13 protein-coding genes are annotated in these 18527 nt (G+C 32.4%); 11 read left to right on the forward strand and 2 right to left on the reverse strand.

Translation table 11 applies throughout. From position 1 onward, the window contains the following. Positions 1 to 13 precede the first annotated feature (13 nt). From rbsB to CRN98_RS15665, 4 genes are all read left to right on the forward strand, one after another. A complete protein-coding gene (gene rbsB / locus CRN98_RS15650; protein WP_097028363.1) occupies positions 14 to 925 on the forward strand; it encodes a ribose ABC transporter substrate-binding protein RbsB in 912 nt (303 codons plus the stop codon). Positions 926 to 1095: 170 nt separating this feature from the next. Then, complete coding sequence (locus CRN98_RS15655; protein WP_097028364.1) at positions 1096 to 2094, forward strand: LacI family DNA-binding transcriptional regulator; 999 nt, start codon at positions 1096 to 1098, stop codon at positions 2092 to 2094. A 66-nt stretch (positions 2095 to 2160) separates the two neighbouring features. Then, positions 2161 to 2601, forward strand: coding sequence for a bacteriohemerythrin (locus tag CRN98_RS15660; RefSeq protein WP_097028365.1), 441 nt, complete (start codon positions 2161 to 2163; stop codon positions 2599 to 2601). 20 nt (positions 2602 to 2621) lie between these two features. Further along, positions 2622 to 5195, forward strand: coding sequence for a 3'-5' exonuclease (locus CRN98_RS15665; RefSeq protein ID WP_242961013.1), 2574 nt, complete (start codon positions 2622 to 2624; stop codon positions 5193 to 5195). A 467-nt stretch (positions 5196 to 5662) separates the two neighbouring features. On the opposite strand, the gene CRN98_RS15670 is transcribed toward CRN98_RS15665, so the two are convergent. Together CRN98_RS15670 and CRN98_RS15675 are read right to left on the reverse strand one after the other, a co-directional pair. After that, the gene (locus CRN98_RS15670) at positions 5663 to 6553 is read right to left on the reverse strand and encodes an AraC family transcriptional regulator (RefSeq protein WP_097028367.1); all 891 of its coding nucleotides are present in this window, start codon (positions 6551 to 6553) and stop codon (positions 5663 to 5665) included. Positions 6554 to 6814: 261 nt separating this feature from the next. Beyond that, the gene (locus CRN98_RS15675) at positions 6815 to 7846 is read right to left on the reverse strand and encodes a glycoside hydrolase family 25 protein (protein WP_097028368.1); all 1032 of its coding nucleotides are present in this window, start codon (positions 7844 to 7846) and stop codon (positions 6815 to 6817) included. A gap of 343 nt (positions 7847 to 8189) precedes the next feature. Between CRN98_RS15675 and ptsP the strand changes: the two genes are divergently transcribed. From ptsP to CRN98_RS15710, 7 genes are all read left to right on the forward strand, one after another. Then, on the forward strand, positions 8190 to 9806 hold the full coding sequence (gene ptsP / locus CRN98_RS15680) for a phosphoenolpyruvate--protein phosphotransferase (protein WP_097028369.1): 1617 nt from the start codon (positions 8190 to 8192) through the stop codon (positions 9804 to 9806). A 38-nt stretch (positions 9807 to 9844) separates the two neighbouring features. Continuing rightward, positions 9845 to 11857, forward strand: coding sequence for a glucose PTS transporter subunit IIA (locus tag CRN98_RS15685; protein WP_097028370.1), 2013 nt, complete (start codon positions 9845 to 9847; stop codon positions 11855 to 11857). A 274-nt stretch (positions 11858 to 12131) separates the two neighbouring features. After that, positions 12132 to 13604 carry a hypothetical protein gene (locus CRN98_RS15690; RefSeq protein ID WP_097028371.1) on the forward strand — a complete coding sequence of 491 codons (1473 nt, stop codon included), beginning with the start codon at positions 12132 to 12134 and terminating at the stop codon, positions 13602 to 13604. Between the two features lie 257 nt (positions 13605 to 13861). Continuing rightward, complete coding sequence (locus tag CRN98_RS15695; protein ID WP_097028372.1) at positions 13862 to 15313, forward strand: hypothetical protein; 1452 nt, start codon at positions 13862 to 13864, stop codon at positions 15311 to 15313. A gap of 44 nt (positions 15314 to 15357) precedes the next feature. Then, complete coding sequence (locus tag CRN98_RS15700; RefSeq protein WP_097028373.1) at positions 15358 to 16806, forward strand: hypothetical protein; 1449 nt, start codon at positions 15358 to 15360, stop codon at positions 16804 to 16806. Between the two features lie 156 nt (positions 16807 to 16962). Beyond that, positions 16963 to 17439, forward strand: coding sequence for a sigma-70 family RNA polymerase sigma factor (locus tag CRN98_RS15705; RefSeq protein ID WP_278335437.1), 477 nt, complete (start codon positions 16963 to 16965; stop codon positions 17437 to 17439). A 2-nt stretch (positions 17440 to 17441) separates the two neighbouring features. After that, a complete protein-coding gene (locus tag CRN98_RS15710) occupies positions 17442 to 18332 on the forward strand; it encodes a DUF4179 domain-containing protein (protein ID WP_097028375.1) in 891 nt (296 codons plus the stop codon). The last annotated feature ends 195 nt before the right edge of the window (positions 18333 to 18527 follow it).

An 18527-nucleotide genomic window follows, 5' to 3' on the forward strand; every position in this document is an offset into this window, starting at 1 on the left:
GGAGGGGTTTAAAATGAAAAGAACAAAGGTAAAAATGCTTTCACTTGCTCTAACAGGAATGCTTATGCTAGGAGGCCTTACAGGCTGTGGACAACAAGCAGGACAAAAAAAAGAAAGTAAAAAAATAGGTCTTGCAATATCAACTTTAAACAATCCTTTCTTTGTATCTATGAAGGAAGGGGCTGAAAAAAAGGCTAAGGAACTTGGATATGAATTAGTAGTTTTAGATTCTCAAAATGAAGCAGCAAAAGAAAGATCTAATATTGAAGATCTAGTACAGCAGGGGGTTGCAGCAATAATTGTTAACCCAACAGATAGTGATGCAGTAGTAAATGCTATAAAAGTTGCAAATGATGCAAAAATTCCAGTACTTACTGTAGATAGAAAATCAAATGGTGGAACTATAGCATCTCATATAGCTTCTGACAATGTTAAGGGTGGACAGATGGCAGCAGAATTTATACTAAATAAATTAGGCGGAAAAGCAAACATAGTTGAGCTTCAAGGAATACCAGGAGCTTCTGCAACAAGAGATAGAGGTACAGGATTCCATAAAGGTGTAGACGGAAAAGCTGGAGTTAAAGTTGTATCAAGCCAGCCAGCAGATTTTGATAGACAAAAGGGATTAAGTGTTATGGAAAACATAATACAGGCTACTCCAAACTTTGATGCTATATTTGCTCATAACGATGAAATGGCATTAGGTGCTTTAAAGGCATTAAAGGGTAAAAAGGCTTTAGTTGTAGGATTTGATGGAACACCAGATGCTATAAAAGCTGTAGAAGCTGGAGAAATGGCAGCTACAATTGCACAGCAACCAGATTTAATGGGAAGCATGGCTGTTGAAAATGCAGTTAAAGTTATAAACAAAGAAAGCGTGCAAAAAGAAATACCAGTAGATTTAAAGATAATAGAAAAGAAATAATTAAGTAACTAGTTAATAAATGTTGAATAGTTAATAGTGTATGAAGAAAGTTCGTATTTTACGAACTTTCTTTAATATTATATAATATTAAAGAATAAGAATTCTGACTAGGTGAATTCTTCCATAAACTATTAACTGCTAATTTATTTATTTATATAAGAGGGGTTTTTATGAGAAAAATTACAATGAAGGATATAGCTGAAATGGCCAAGGTATCTAAAACCACTGTATCCATGGTTTTAAATAATAAAGAAACAAATATAAGCGAGGAAACTAAAAATAGGGTATTGGAAATAGCAAATAAATATAATTATATCCCTAATTCTATTGCAAGAAGTTTAAGCACAAAGAAAACAAATACTATAGGAATAATTTTGCCTGATATAACAAATCCATTTTTTTCTGAAATTGCAAGGGCAATAGAAGATGGAGCAGGGAGCCTAGGATATAATGTTATATTTTGCAATACAGATAATGAGGAAGAAAAGGAAAAGGGATATACGCAGCTTCTTATAAGTAAGCTTGTAGATGGAGTTATATTTATCTCAGGTGGAGAAGGATATCAAAGTATAAAAGTTTTAAAAGATAATAATGTTCCGTTTGTAGTAGTGGACAGACATATAGAGCTTGAAGAAGAACATTACGGAGTGTATGTTTTAAACAAAGAGGGAATACGAAAGGGAATGGAGTATTTATACAATAAGGGAAAGAAAAAAATTGCCTTCGTAAAGGGACCTTATGGATTAAAGACTTCAGAGGAAAGATTTTTAGGATATAAAGAGTGTATGGATGTAAAAGGATTTTATGATGAAGATTTAGTAGCACAAGGAGATTTTACTATTGAGGGTGGAATAAAAGCTACAGAAGAGATATTAAATAGAAATGAAAATGTAGATGCCATATTTTATAGCAATGATATAATGGCTTGTGCAGGCATAAAATATCTTATAAAGAAAGGTATAAGAATACCCGAAGATATAAGTGTAATGGGATTTGATAATATAACTTTATCAAGTTTTTTTGAACCAGAACTTACAACATTAGCACAACCAATATATTTAATGGGTAGAGAATCCTGCAAAATGCTTATAGATTTAATCTTGGAAAATCCTATAGATAAAAATCAGATATATTTTGAAACAGAGCTTATTATTAGGGAAACAGTTTAGATAATAGATATATATGCTAAGTTAAGTTAGTTTATTAATTATTAACTAAAAAGGAGGGGAGCAAAAGTGTTTGAATGGAGAGAAGAATTTGACACTGGAGTTAATGCAATAGATGAGGAGCATAAAAGACTTTTTGAAATAGGAAGTCAAATACATGCTTTAGCTAAAAATGACAATTACATTGATTACTATGATAAAATAATGGATCTTGTAGAAGAGCTTAAAAGTTATACTGTATATCACTTTAATAATGAAGAAAAAATAATGAAGCTTTACGAATATCCTAAATATGATGAGCAAAAAGACATGCATTATAAGTTTATACAAAAGATTAATAATTTAGACTTAAAGGCAATAGATGCAAACCAACAAGGAGCAATTTTAGAACTTTTGGAGTTTGTATGTAAATGGATAGAAAGTCATATATTAAGAGAAGACGTTCAGATAAGAGACTACTTAGAAGAGTTAAAAGCAGGAATAAAGTTTAAACTAGGCAGAAGATACTAACTAAAAATATGGAGGGTATTGTGCTAAATTTTAATGAGGAATTAGCAAGCTGTAATGAAAAGCAACTTTCAATAGTACAGGAGCTAGATAAAAATGTACTACTATTGGCTTCAGCAGGAACGGGGAAAACTAGAACATTATCTTTAAGAATTGCAAATATATTAGAGAAAAAAATGGCAGAGGCAGAAGAAATATTATGCTTAACCTTTACAAATAGAGCGTGCAAGGAAATGACAGAAAAGATAAGTGAAATGCTTGTAAAGGCTTCACAAAGAGTAAGAATAAAAACCTTTCATAGTTTTTGCTTTGATATTATAAAAGAAGAGGCAAAGGAACATACTGACATACCATCTGATTTTATTATATATGATGAAGAAGATACAAAGGAAGTAATAGCAGAGTTTAATATAAATAAGTTTCCTGTAAATTCGCTTCAATCATTTATAAGAGAAGTTAAAGAAAAAAAGACAGTTTATAAAGAAGGTACCTATGAGGAAATAGTAGCTTCATTATATAAATATGATATAGAAAAGATAAAATCCATATGCGTAGATAATAACTACAAGGTAAGGCTTGACATGGTAAAATACCTTGAAACTTATGGTGGAAAATTTATAGAAGCTTATAATGCAAGGATTGCAGAAAGGCATGCAGTAGATTTTGACGATCTTTTATTAAATTGCAATGAGCTATTTTTAAATAAAAAGGTAGTAGAAAAGTGGAGAAAAAAATTTAAGTATTTACATATAGATGAGGTTCAGGATACAAGTGAACTTGAATATAACATTATTTCTAAATTGTTCCCTGGAAATAACATCTTGATGTGCGGTGATAAATTTCAAACCATATATGCTTGGAGAGGGTCTAATCCAGAAATTATACTTAAAAAGTTTAAAGAGGAGTACAGTCCTGTTTTTGTAGCTTTTGATGAAAATTACAGAAGCAGCGAAATTCTTTTAGATGCTTCCTATGGATTTTTAAAAAATGCCTTTAATAAGGAAGTAAGTGAAATATATGAAGATGGTATAGAGTCTAAAGTAAGTTTTAAAGGAGATAAGATTAAGCTTAAAGTTGCTTTAGATTTTAATGAAGAAGCTAAGTGGATTTTTGATAATATAAATGCTCTTAAGGAGCAAGATGTAAGGAAAATTGCAATACTTACCAGAGGAAATAGAACAGCTAAGGACTTAAGTTCTATTTTTACTATGATTAATACAAGAATTCCAAAGGAAAAAAGACTAGAGTTTTTACTTGTGGATGATTTTAAATTTTTTAGACGACAAGAAATTAAGGATATACTTTCCTATTTAAAATTAATTAAAAATCCTTTTGATTATACAAGTCTTAGAAGAATAATTAAAAGATTTGTAAAGGGAGTAGGAGATAAGACCATAGAAGAAATAGAAGATAAGGATGCTAAGTCACTTGGAATTAAGCTTACAGACTTTATAAATAGCTTTACATTAGATTACGGAGAGCCTTATAGACCATTATTAGATGGGTTAAGTGAGGGAAATGTAGTTATATTTGATGTGGAAAGCACAGGGGTAGATACTGAAAAGGATGAAATAATTCAAATATCTGCAGTAAGAATAAATGATGAGGGTGAAATACTAGATAAATTTGAAAGATTTTTAATCCCTACAAAAAGTGTTGGAACTTCCTGTGATGTTCATGGATTTAGTGATGAATTTTTAAGGGAAAATGGAGAGTCTAAAGAGAAGGTTTTAAGGGAGTTTAAAGAATATGTGCAAGACAGAATTGTACTTGGACATAATGTATCCTATGATATAAGTATTTTTAATAATGAACTTAAAAGATTAAATTTAGGAGAAGCAGAATTTATAACTTATTTTGACACATTGGATTTAAGTAGAAGATTTTACCCAAGGCTTAAAAATCATAAGCTTGAAACCTTAAGTAATTTATTTGATACAGAAGTAAAATCTAGTCACAATGCCATAGATGATGTACTTGCAACTAAAGATGTACTTTTAAATATTTTAGTAGATAAACTTTTACCTATTTTAGATGAAAGAGAAGAATTTTATAGTAGGTATAGTGAAAAGTTTATGGAGCTGTGTGATGACATTAATGATTTAAGAGAAGAAGCAAAGATTACAAGACCTTTTGATGTTATTACTCATATAGTAAATATTTCAGGAATAAAGGATGTATATAGTAAAGAACCTCAAAGAATTGAAAACGTAAGAAATCTTTATCTCATAGCTAAAGAAGGAGATAATGAATCCCTATCTCCAATGGAGGCTTTAGGAGAATTTTTAAAACTTACAGCTCTTTCAAATACTGAAATAGAAAGCATAACTTCAAAAAGACCTAAAATTCCAATTATTACAGTGCATCAAGCAAAGGGAGCTGAGTTTGATTATGTATTTTTAGCAGGGCTTCAAGAAATGATATTTCCAAGTTATCAATCAGTAAAATCTGATGACTTAAGGGAAGAGGCAAGAACCTTTTATGTAGCCATGACTCGTGCCAAGAGAAATTTATATCTAAGTGCCTCAAGAAATGGTGGAAAAAAACCAAGCAGGTTCTTAGAAATGATACCAAGTGAGTTTGTTGATAACAATTAATGTGGAATTTACCGTATGAGATTTGCATTTAGGAAAGCAGTTCACTGCGCAAAGAAGCTCTAATATTTCTGACTTTAAGCCACCTAAATTTTCTAAACTCGCTGTCGCTCAGACAGTAGAAAATTCTTTACGGTGTTTTAAAGTCAGAAATAAAGAGCTTCTAATTGCTTGTTCAATGCTTTCTACAATGCAAATCTCATACTATAGATTCAACATTAAATTTTTATTAAAAGCGTCTCGACATAATGCTTAATTCTTAACTTATACATTAAACTTTTCTATTCATTTCATTTATTTTTTATAAATTCTTGTGATCTCTCGGGCTGCTGACATAAAAGAACTTTATGCACTACCTGTTAAAATGTCTACATTATTTGTGGAGATCAGCCAGTAACCAGTAAAATATAGTTTTGCTTTGCAAAACGTCTATAGCTGGTTACTAGCATACTGATTACTAAAAAGCTTTTTTAAAGCTTTTTAACTACTGGCACATAAATCTCCATACAAAGTTTATCGTACTCCCAGGGATGACAGCGTTCATCATAAAATTCAAAATCAGGCTTTGATTCATCTAGTTCGTATTCTGAATTTGGAAGCCACTGTTCAAGTATATATTTCCAAGTTCCTTCAATTGAACTTACAAAATCCTCATCAGGAACTTGTGGTGTAGTAAATACTGCATAAGTTCCTGAAGGAACTTCAAGTTTATACATATCTTCCATAGCCTTATCAAATGTAGTTACTTCAACTCCAAGTATATAGGAAATTTCATCACCATTTATATTTGCACAAATTCCATATTCTCCATGCTTAGGTGGATTTTGAGTCTTATATAGCATACTCTCCTTGCCCTCTGTATTACATTTGTTCCAAAATGCAGGTATATCTCTAGAATGAGAGTTATTTTTTAGAGTAGTTTTAAATTCATATCCAACTATTTTAAAGGTATCTTTATCAATTATTTTAGGCTGCATTATAATTCCTCCAGTTTTATCTTCTTTTATTTTTCTTAAATCTATTCTTTGTGGAAATCCAATTGGGGCATGTAATCTATAAAAGTTTGGTGCACAACCAAAGTGTTTTTTAAAAGCTTTTGTAAATCCAGTATGGGTTTCAAAACTGTAATTTAAAGCAATATTAACTATTTTTTCACCGTTATTAAGTTCATGAAGCGCATACTGAAGCTTTCTTCTAGTTACATATTCCATAACTGAAACTCCAACAAGGCTATTGAATATTCTGTAATAATGATAAGTTGAAAAACCTGCAAGTTTAGCTAATTTATCAGCGGTTATTCTTTCAGTGATATTTTCATCTATATAATCTAAGGTTTTTTGTATAAAATCTATATATTCCATCAGGAGCCTCCTACAAATTAACTTTCCGTACGGTAATTATATGTTAGCACAAAAATAAATTAGATTCTTTTCCTAGTTTGCTAAGTGAAATGCTAAATATTTTTTATTAATCAGAAACTGGGAAATAGTAGTCAGTAAATACTAGTAACTATCTTTGTTCACTAGTCACTAGAGATTAAAAAAACTAGTTGCAAAGCAACTAGTCAGATCATTCAAAAATATTATATTTTATCTAAGGTTTTAGAGATAAGCAATTAGCTATTATTCCATAGGATAATCAAATTTATCAGGGTAATTTAAAAATATATTAGAGTCTCCTTGTGTAGGATTATTACCACGGTATCTATTCTGAGGTACTATTACGCTAGTCCTTTTAGTTGAAAAGTCTCCGTCTACGTCAAAAGCTTCTATAGAAACTTCAATGGCTCTATCAGGGGTAACTCTTATCCTACTTAAAGGAATTACATAAGAAGTAGCATTTTTGCTTAAGGTGGTTATATAATTTGCGTTTGCAAATAAGTTATATCCATTTAAGTCTATGTCAGGATTCTTATCCCAAGAAACATAGACATTTTTGCTGTCCATGGTTGCACGAAGTCCGGAAACTGGTACAGGAGGTCTTAAAAGATCTATGCTGTCTGGACCCCAGTTTAAATCTACAGGAGAGGTAACACCTGTTATTTCTCCATCCTCTGTATATTGCCAAATTCTCCATCTAGTCCATCCGCCAGCATCGGCAGGGAATGGAGGGTTTCCTGGAATATTTACATACATTGCTATCCATAAAGGCATGTCTTTAAGTATAAATCCGCGACCAGGAATGTAGAAATTATCATAAAGGTCAATAAAAAAAGCACCAGTATAAAGCATAAGTTTTCTTCTAGTTAACTTTTCAAAGGTTTTTCTAAATCTGTCTATCCAGTTAAGTAAAACTGAAGTAGGGATGGGGTTATCAATAGGAGCTTCCACGTCAACTACAGGGAACAAATCTCCATAATCATTTTCACCAAAGGCTGCTTCTAAGGTATTGGCAAAGTCGGTAGCTTGAAGTTCAGCAGTTCTTAAATCGTAATTTGGAAGTGCGTAGTGATATGCACCAACAGGTATTCCAAATTGTCTAGCACCTTTTGCAAACTCAAAGAACTTCCTATCTATCCTAAAGAATCCGCTACCAGAACCTGATGCTCTAAGATATAAAAAGTCTATAGTTCTAGCTAATGCTTCAAAATCTACACCTTGGGTAAATTCATTTATGTCTGCGCCAAAAAGACTGTTATCAGTTCTATTTTGCATTATTTCCTCCACAAAAAATAGTTCTCTTATTTAGTATATTAAGATGACATAGATAAAGTGACTAGTAATTTCTTCTTGCTTATAATACAATTAAATAAATTTTTTACAGAATATCTAAAAAGTTGCTTCTAATGAATCATTGATATTATACTAAATAATATATTAGAGTCAAATGAAGAAACAGATTAAAAGTTCACTTCGCAAAAAAATTCTATTGTTTTAATTATTGATTTTTCGTAAATACTAATCATAAGATTTATGGTATACATGAAAGATAGTACATAGTTATTAACTATAATCAATAAAAATAGAGGCTAGGATAAATATACGAGGAGGCAAAGTAATGAAAAAAGGTATAGCTGCGTCAAATGGATATGCTATAGGGCAAGTATTCATAAAGGAAGATAAAGAGATTTACATAGTGGAAAGGGGCATAGAAGATTTAGAGGAAGAAAAAAATAGGCTTCAAAATGCTATAGAAAGTTCAAAAGAACAACTAACGAAGATAAAGGAAAAAGCGGAAAGGGAGCTTGGAAGCGATAAAGCAGCAGTTTTTGAAAGTCATATTATGCTCTTAGAGGATCCAGAATTCACTGGAGCTGTTGTTATGAATATAGAGTCAAGTAAGATAAATGCAGAAAAAGCTTTAAGTGATGTTATAGAAATGTATATGGGTATTTTTGCTGCTATGGAAGATGAATATATGAGGGAGAGAGCAGCAGATATAAAGGATGTGGGAAACAGAATACTAGCGAACTTAGCAGGGAAAGGAGGAGATACTTTAGAAGATTTAAAGGAAAACACAGTAATTGTAGCTAATGATTTAACTCCTTCTGATACCGCCGGACTAGATAGAAGCAAAGTTATTGGATTTATAACAAATATAGGTGGAAGAACATCACACAGTGCAATAATGGCAAGAACTCTAGAAATTCCTGCTGTTTTAGGGTTAAAGAATATAACTGAAAATGTTAAGAATGGAGATACAGTAATTGTAGATGGATTCCAAGGAATAGTTTTAATTAATCCAAGTGAAGATACCATATCGGAATATAGAGAAAGGAAAGAAGCTTACGAGAAGGAAAGAGAGGAACTCAAAAGGCTAATAAATGTAGCAACTGTAACTAAGACTGGAAAGTACGTAGAAGTTGCTGGCAACATAGGTAAGCCAGAAGACATACATCAAGTATTGGAAAATGGTGGAGATGGTGTAGGGCTATTTAGAACAGAGTTCTTATATATGGACAGAAATGATATGCCATCAGAAGAAGAACAGTTTGAATCATATAAATATGTAGCCGAGAAAACAGAAGGCAAACCAGTAGTTATAAGAACGCTTGATATAGGTGGAGATAAGAAACTTCCATACTTGCCACTGCCTAATGAGATGAATCCATTCTTAGGTTATAGAGCTATAAGACTTTGTTTAGATAGAAAAGACATATTTAAGGTACAATTAAGAGCATTACTTAGAGCATCAGCCTTTGGCAATATAAAAATAATGTTTCCCATGATAGCTTCCTTAGAAGAATTCCTAGCTGCAAAAGAAGTACTTGAAGAATGTATGAATGAATTAAGAGATGAAGGGAAAAGCTTTAATGAAAGTCTGGAAGTTGGAATGATGGTGGAAATACCATCAGCAGCTATTTATGCAGATGAGCTTGCAAAGCATGTGGACTTCTTCAGCATAGGAACTAATGACTTAATTCAATATACCCTGGCTGCAGATAGAATGAATGAAAAAATTTCATATTTATATAATCCAAAACATCCTGCAGTTTTAAGATTGATAAAGATGACAATAGATGCTGCACATAAAGAAGGAAAATGGTGTGGAATGTGTGGAGAGGCAGCAGGAGATGAAGATATGATACCAATTCTTGTTGAATATGATCTTGATGAATTCTCTATGAGTGCAACCTCCATATTAAAAGCAAAACAAATTATAATGAACAATTAGTATAAAAGAACTCAAGAAGAATAATAGGAGGTATTATTATGAAAAAGTTATTTGCTGTCTTGCAAAAGATAGGTAAATCACTAATGCTGCCAGTATCCGTTTTACCAGCAGCAGGATTGCTATTAAGATTTGGTCAACCGGACTTATTAAATTTACCATATATGGCACAAGCAGGGGATGCTATATTTAGCAATCTTCCAATGATTTTTGCAACTGGAGTTGCTATTGGTTTCACTGGTGGAGAAGGTGTTGCTGCTTTAGCTGCTGTTGTAGGTCAATTTGTATTGCAAGCAGCTATAAAAGTAGCAAGTGCTAGCGGTGCTGCAACACTCGCCACAAAACTTGCTGCTCAACAGGGAATAACATTAGAAGCATTTATGAAAACAGCAGCTTATACTGATGTAGTTTCAAAGACAACAATTAATATGGGAGTTTTTGGTGGTATATCAATAGGTTTGATAGCAGGTGTTCTATATAATAAATTCCATGATATAAAGCTGCCACAGGTCCTTGGATTCTTTGGTGGAAAGAGATTTGTACCAATTATAACTTCTCTTGTAGCTTTAGTTTTTGGAATCATTGGAGTTAGTGTTTGGGCTCCTATTCAAAATGGAATAAATGCATTTTCACAATGGGCGTCCACTTCTGTGCTAGGGCCAGCATTTTATGCGGCAGGAAAAAGATTATTAATTCCAGTAGGATTACACCATATGTACTATCCAGCATTTTTATATCAATTTGGTGAATATGTATCAAATGGGGTAACTTATTTTGGTGACTCTCCAAGATACTTTCATGGCGATCCTACCGCAGGGTATTTTATGGCTTCTGAGTTTCCAATATTGATGTTTGGTCTTCCAGGAGCTGCTTTAGCTATGATTGCAACAGCTAGAAAGGAAAATAGAAAAAAGGTATCTGGTATGATGATTTCAGCTGCATTTGTGGCTTTTCTTACAGGTATAACAGAACCAATTGAGTTTTCATTTATATTTGTAGCACCTATGCTGTTTGTTTTTCACGTTGCAGCTGCATTCCTATCAGGTATTATTACAAGTTTATTACATATTAGGCTAGGATACACTTTTTCAGCTTCCTTTATCGACTATCTATTAGGATTGAAATTTGCAGGGAATCCGTGGCTAATATGGTTAGTTGGGTTAGCTTTCTTTGTACTATATTTTGCAGTTTTTTATTTTACAATCAGGGCTTTAAATTTAAAAACTCCTGGTAGAGAAGATGAGGATGAATTAGTGGTAGCTCCTATAAATGCTAAAGGTAGTGAAAAAGCCGCTAAGGTATTAGAAGCAATAGGAGGAAAAGAAAACATCGAAGTGCTTGATGCCTGTATTACAAGACTTAGGCTTACTTTAAAAGACCCATCAAAGGTTGACAAAGGTACACTAAAGGCGCTTGGAGCAGCAGGAATATTAGTTGCAGGCAATAGCATTCAAGTTATTTTTGGAACAGAAGCAGAAAAAATAAAAGACAATATAAAAGCTATTATAGCAAATGGCGGTTACGCTAAACCATGCAATGATGAGATAAAAGAAGAACTTGAGGAAGCAGCTATTGATGATAATAGAAAGACTAGTAAAGGTTCCTATTCATTGTATAATCCAATTGATGGCGAAATTGTTGAATTAGAAAAGGTTCCAGATGAAGCTTTTTCACAAAAGATTTTAGGAGATGGCTTTGCTGTTATACCTTCTGGAAATAAGGTATATGCTCCAGCGGGTGGAGAAATAACAGTATTGTTCCCAACTAAACACGCTGTAGCAATTACAACAGAAGAGGGACTAGAACTTTTAGTTCATATAGGTATAGATACTGTAAACTTAAACGGTGAGGGATTTACAGCCCATGTTGCACAAGGTGATAAAGTTAAAAAAGGAGATTTATTAGTGTCTTTTGATGCTGAGTTTGTTGAGAAAAATGCAAAAAATTTAATTACTCCTGTAGTTATAACAAATATGGAAAAGGTAGAAAGCCTTACAGTTGATTTTTCTAAAAAGAAGGCTACGGAAGAGGCTGCAACAATTATAATGCACTAAGATTTACATAAGAAGTACTAGGGGAAAATTTAAATAGTGTTGAATCTTTGAGTTCTTTAGTTATTGAAACATCTCAGATTATTGAGATGTTTCTTTTTAGCTTTATATATTCAACTATTATACAATACCAAATGCTGTATTATCTAAGCATAGCACCTAAGCTATTAGTGCTAATGTAACCAATCATCTTCCATACTAATAGTATATATTACAACATTAAACACTTTAAAAAATGAGAAACAATAATGTTTAAAAATTGGGAGGAAGATTTATTATGGCAAGATGCTGTGAAGAGAATTTTATATGCAACCCAAGATGTAATGAAAATGATTTTATATGTAAACCAATAAAAACAAATAAATGTTCTAAATGCGGAAATCTACTAGAAAATCCAAGCTTTGAAGCAGGTTTAACTGGTTGGGTTACAAATAACGTAAGTGCATCAGTAGAAAAACCTTTTGAGGGAACAGCTACAGCAAGAATGGGACAGACAGCTCCTAGTATGTTTCAAGATGTCCTATTAAATAAAAACTGTAGAAAGCCATTGCTTTTAAGTTTTGAAATTCTTCCAAGTCTTATTGAACGTGATGTGGTTGTTGGTAATCTTATAATAGAAGTCATTTGGTTAAATGCTAAAGGAGATGTTATAGGAACAGGCCTTAGAACTCTTATACCTGCTAATAGAACCAGTGAAAATAGAAATATATTAACATTTGTTGAGATAACCGATATGCCACCAGATAATGCAGTTAAGGCAAGGCTTCAGTTTAGTAAAGGAGCAAGGGCAAGTAACACAACAAATATACTTGATATAGACAATGTAATACTTGCACCAATAAATACAATTAATTTGGTGAAAAATTCAGGATTTGAATTGGGACTTACAAACTGGACCTTTACTAATGCATTTCCGCATTTTAGAGATAGTTATGAGGGAACTGCAACGGCAAGATTATTGTCTGATGGTACGCTGTTGCAAAATATACCGATTAACAGCTTTATGCCTAATTCTAGTTTTTTACTAAGCTTTGCTGTTATTGGTGGGTCTAATCCTGGATCACTTAGGGCTCAGGTAATATGGCTTAATCAGCTTGGAGCTCCTATTGGAACAGGCCTTGATTTATTTATAAATGGAGAAATGCTTAATGATCAGTCTAATTTTACAACCTATGTTGACGTAACTAAGGCTGCTCCAGACAATGCAGTTACAGCTCAAATTAAATTTACAAGTACTCCTGGACAAAATTTTTTAAATATAGATAAGGTTATATTTGCAAGGGTCAGATCAAGAAATCTATTGGAAAATCCAAGTTTTGAAAATGGATTAAGTCCATGGACAGGTGAAGGCGTTAATGTAATACAAAGTAATGAATCATATGAGGGAAATAAACTTCTTACAATTAATGCTGATGGAGGTTTTGTATTCCAAGATGTTTCGGTACAATCAGCACGCTGTTATCTTTTAAATTTTGGATATGAAGTTCTGGCAAATGGAAGTGAAGGGAACCTAATTGCACAAGTAGATTGGTTAGATAAAGATGGTAGACAAATTAATCGTGGACTTAGCATTATTATCCTTGAAAAATCCGTTCCTTTTGTAGGTAGATGGGTGACTTATTTAGGAGTTACAGAACCTGCGCCAGAAAATGCAGTTAAGGCAAGAATACAGTTTTCCAAATCTCGAGGAATTGGCGATACTCTTGCTGGAATTGATATAGATAAAGTGGTATTTGCACGACTTGTGTAAAATAGAATATTTTAAAATAGTGTTAAATTATTGAGTTATTTAGACATTGAAACATCTCAGATTATTGAGATGTTTCTTTTTTAATTTATATACTCAACTATTATACCATGCCAAATACTGTAGTATCTAAACATAGCACCTAAGCTATTAGTGCTAATGTAATCAATCATCTTCCTTACTAATAGTATATATTACAACATTAAATGCTTGAAAAATTGAGAAACAATAATGTTAAAAAATTGGGAGGAAGATTTATTATGGCAAGATCTTATGATTATGACCATGAATACAAATCATCAAGGTTAGGAAAATGCATTAGATGTGGAAATTTATTAGAAAATGGAAGCTTTGAAACAGATTTAACTGGCTGGGTAGCAAATAACGTAGCTACATCAGGGGAACTTCCCTTTGAAGGAGTAGCTACAGCTAGGATGGGACAGACAACTCCAAGTATGTTTCAAGATGTTTTATTAGATAAAACTTGTAGAAAGCCTTTACTTTTAAGCTTTGAAATTTATCTAGCTATTTTTATAGGAACTATAGAGGTTGGTAATCTTATAGTAGAAGTACTTTGGTTAGATGGTGAAGAAAATATTATAGGAACTGGACTTAGAACACTTATACCTGAAGAAAGAACTTCAGATATTTTTTTCAATAGATTAACCTTTGTAGAAATAACTGATACGCCACCAGAAAATGCAGTTAAGGCAAGGCTTCAGTTCACTAAGGGAGCAAGAGCAAATAATACCACAAATATAATTGATATAGATAATATAATACTAGCACCAATAGACTCTATTAACTTAGTAAAAAATTCAGGTTTTCAATTAGGACTTGAAAATTGGAACTTTGCCAATGCAGCTGTACGATTCACAAATATTTATGAAGGAACCGCAAGAATAAATTTAGGACCTAATGGTACACTTAGCCAAAATGTACCGATTAATAGATTACCCTATAACTCTAATTTTTTATTGAGCTTTGCTGCTGATGTACCTGATGAAGATGATTTCAAAGGAGGAACTTTTCTTAGAGTTCAGGTAATATGGCTTAACAGATTTGGAAACCCCATTGGCACAGGGCTTGATTTATCAATAGATGGAGATATGATTGATACTGCGTTTAACTATACCACCTATGTAGATGTAACAAGCTTTGCTCCAGATAATGCAGTTGCAGCTCAAATTAAGTTTATAAATACTGATCGAAATCTTAACTTTGATCTTGATAAAATAATATTTGCAAGAGTTAAATCAGGAAACCTTCTTCAAAATCCAAGTTTTGAAAATGCTTCAAGTATAAATCCATGGATAGCTGAAGGAACCACTGTAACACAAGCTACTAATGCATATGAAGGAAGAAGATTTGCTAGAATTTCTAATTTAGGTGGATCTATATATCAAATTGTATCAATAGAAAAGAGTTATTGTTATCTTTTAAATTTTGGATATCAAATCACCGATAATACTACAGCAAATTTACTTGCAGAAGTATACTGGTTAGATAAAGATGGACAAGAAATTGGACTTGGACTTAGCATTATTATTCTTAACAATAGTATTCTGAATCCTATAGGTATTTGGCTAACTTTTTTAGGGGTTACAGAACCTGCTCCAGAAAATGCAGTTAGAGCAAGAATACAATTTTCTAAATCAATAGGAAATACTACAGTGGATATAGATAAAGTAGTGTTTGCAAGACTTGTTTAAAAATTGATAAACAGTTATATAAAAGATTGGGAGGAAGATTTATTATGGCAAGATGCTATGGGGATGACTATGAATCATCGAGAAGAGAAAAATGTCTTAGATGTGGAAATTTGTTAGAAAATCCAAGCTTTGAATTGCGTTTAACTGGATGGGTTACAAATAATGTAGAGGTAACAGGATTAAATGTTTTTGAGGGAGATATTGCAGCACGAATGGTTGCAGGGGCTTCTAGCATGTTTCAAGATGTTTTGTTAGAAAAAACTTGTAGAAAACCGTTACTTGTAAGCTTTGAAATGCTTCCAGCTACTGGAGAAGGAACTATTACAGTTGGCAATCTTATAGTAGAAGTTCTTTGGTTAAATGATGAAGGAGAGATCATAGGTACTGGTCTTAGAACACTGATACCTAGTGAAAGAACTTCTAATAATAGGAATAGATTAACTTTTGTTGAAATAACTGATACACCACCAGAAAACGCAGCAATGGCAAGGCTTCAACTTGCCAAGGGAGCAACAGCAGATAATGCAACAAATATACTTGATATAGATAATATAATACTTGCACCAATAGACTCAAGTAATTTAATAAAAAATTCGGGATTTCAATTGAAACTTGCAAATTGGAGCAGTACTAGAGCTAATGTATTCTTTGGAGATGTCTATGAAGGAACAGCTAGAGTAGCTCTAGAGGATAATGGCACACTTATTCAAAATGTACCAATTGATAGCTTTCCACGTAATTCTAATTTTTTATTGAGTTTTGCCGTAGCTTCAGTTCAAAACTTTGAAGGTGGAACATTTCTTAAGGCTCAAGTAATATGGCTAGATAGAAATGGAACTCCAATTGGCACAGGACTTGATTTATCAATAGATGGAGAAAGCGTTGTTGGTCAAGGCAATTATACAACCTATGTAGATGTAACGACCTCAGCTCCAAGAGGTGCAGTTACTGCTCAAATTAAATTTATAAATACAGATAAAGAGTCCATTTTTGATATTGATAAGGTTATATTTGCAAAGGTTGAATCAGAAAATCTTTTAAGAAATCCAAGCTTTGAAAATAGCGCAAATATAAGTCCATGGAAAGCTGAAGGAGTTACTGTAGTACAGAGTTTTGATTCCTATGAGGGAAATAGACTTGCTAGAATTGCAGCTGTTGGAGGACTTATATCTCAAAGAGTTCCAGTAGAACCAATGGCATGCTATATATTAAACTTTGGATATGAAATTGAGGTGCTTGGATCTCCAGGAAATTTACTTGTAGAAGTATACTGGTTAGATCGCGATGGACAAGAAATTGGAATTGGACTTAGCATTATCATAGGTCCAAATGCAGCTAGAATTCAAGGTCGTTGGCTCACCTATTTAGGAGTTACAGAGCCTGCTCCAAAAAATGCTGTTAGAGCAAGGATACAATTTTCTAAATCTGCTGGGATTACACCGCCACTTACTGCAGTTGATATAGATAAAGTGGTATTTGCAAGGCTTGCATAAAATATAATGAGGAAATTCTGTCTAGGCAGAATTTCTTTTTTGTTTGAAACTTTTTGCATGGTAATAAAGTCTAATAGGTGTAATAATTGTATCAGCTGATACTTTAAAATATATTGGGGGGTGTGAGCTATATTTAGCTTTACAAGAAACAAGATTATTAATGATAATGAATTTGAAAATTTAATAAAAGAAAATAAGGAAAGGCTATATAAAATTGCATATAGCTATGTGGGAAATCCTGAGGATAGCATGGATATTGTCCAGGAAGCAGTTTACAAGGCATATGTCAAAAAAAGTAATTTGAAGCAGCCAGAGTATTTTATGACTTGGATAACAAGGATTTTAATTAATTGTGCTATGGATTTCTTGAAGAAGTCAAAGAAGGTAACAAATTTAGAGGATAATTTTAATGAAGCTGATAAGATGAAAGTTAGTTCAGAAGAAATAATTGATTTGTATTCTGCTTTAAAGGAGTTGGATGAAAGGTCAAAAACTGTAGTAGTTTTAAGGTACTTTGAAGATATGACACTTCAAGATATTTCAAATGCTATTGAGTTACCATTAAGTACAACTAAGACAATACTTTATAGAGCTCTTGGCAAGTTAAAAATAAAATTAGAGGGGAATGATTGATTATGAATAAAAAAATAGATGAGTTAAAAAAGAGTTATGATGATATAGAAATTCCAGAAGAACTTGATAATAAGATTAATGCAGCAATAAAAAGAGCAAAAACAAGAAAGAAGTTTAATGTAACAGGAGGAGCAGTAGCGGCAGCAATCCTTATTTTTACCATATTTATAAATACCAATGCTGCATTTGCAAAGTCTATGAGTTCCGTGCCAGTGCTTGGAAAGTTAGTTCAAGTTCTTCAGTTTAATAAGGGTGTAGGATACGGTGGAAATGTAACAGATGGAGCAGATATATCATCTATAGAGAGTTCAAATAAAAATAATACTTCAAAAATCACAATTAATGTGTCAACCATTATGAATACTATGAATAAGTTTAAGGTGGAATATAAGGACTATCCAAGCACTATGATTTTTACAATGTATGGTTCAAGAAATATGACTGCAGAAAAGGAATTTGAAGAATTAAAAAAGAATCCTTTTGTAAAGGATGTTTATAAAATAGTAACTTTAGATGATTCTACCATAAGATTTGCAGTGGTTTTTAATTTCCCAGTGCAATATGAAATAAAAGAGTACAAAGACCCTGGTAAAATTGAAATAAGTTTAAAAAAGCTAAAGTATGATAAATCAAAATCTATATATTCTGTTAGAACTCCATCTTATGAAATGGGAGAAGGCATTGGGATGGTTGATGAAATGTTTTTGGACGTTGAAGACAGAAGGATACTAAAGGATGAAAGTGGAAAGTTTGCTTTAGAGCTTAAATACTATGACTCTAAAGAAGAAGCTGAAAAAGCTCTTAGTGATTTTAAAAATAAATTTGGAGATATAGTTAAGCTATCTATTGAGGAAAGAAAAGAAGGAAAAATGTTAAAAACTATTCAGGAGTAGATACACAGTTTAGAAAAAGTACGATGTTTTTAATGTTGAACCTACCGTATGAGATTTGCATTTAGGAAAGCGGTTCACTGCACAAAGAAGCTCTAATATTTCTGACTTTAAGCCACCTAAATTTTCTAAACTCGCTGTCGCTCAGACAGTAGAAAATTCTTTACGGTGTTTTAAAGTCAGAAATAAAGAGCTTCT

It is taken from the genome of Clostridium peptidivorans (assembly GCF_900205925.1).
Lineage (GTDB): Bacteria > Bacillota > Clostridia > Clostridiales > Clostridiaceae > Clostridium_AK > Clostridium_AK peptidivorans.

Excerpts from the sequence above, each read along its gene's own strand:
- rbsB (WP_097028363.1), top strand. The coding sequence starts at position 14 with ATGAAAAGAACAAAGGTAAAAATGCTTTCACTTGCTCTAACAGGAATG.
- CRN98_RS15655 (WP_097028364.1), top strand. The coding sequence starts at position 1,096 with ATGAGAAAAATTACAATGAAGGATATAGCTGAAATGGCCAAGGTATCT.
- CRN98_RS15670 (WP_097028367.1), bottom strand. The coding sequence starts at position 6,553 with ATGGAATATATAGATTTTATACAAAAAACCTTAGATTATATAGATGAA.
- CRN98_RS15675 (WP_097028368.1), bottom strand. The coding sequence starts at position 7,846 with ATGCAAAATAGAACTGATAACAGTCTTTTTGGCGCAGACATAAATGAA.
- ptsP (WP_097028369.1), top strand. The coding sequence starts at position 8,190 with ATGAAAAAAGGTATAGCTGCGTCAAATGGATATGCTATAGGGCAAGTA.
- CRN98_RS15685 (WP_097028370.1), top strand. The coding sequence starts at position 9,845 with ATGAAAAAGTTATTTGCTGTCTTGCAAAAGATAGGTAAATCACTAATG.
- CRN98_RS15690 (WP_097028371.1), top strand. The coding sequence starts at position 12,132 with ATGGCAAGATGCTGTGAAGAGAATTTTATATGCAACCCAAGATGTAAT.
- CRN98_RS15695 (WP_097028372.1), top strand. The coding sequence starts at position 13,862 with ATGGCAAGATCTTATGATTATGACCATGAATACAAATCATCAAGGTTA.
- CRN98_RS15700 (WP_097028373.1), top strand. The coding sequence starts at position 15,358 with ATGGCAAGATGCTATGGGGATGACTATGAATCATCGAGAAGAGAAAAA.
- CRN98_RS15710 (WP_097028375.1), top strand. The coding sequence starts at position 17,442 with ATGAATAAAAAAATAGATGAGTTAAAAAAGAGTTATGATGATATAGAA.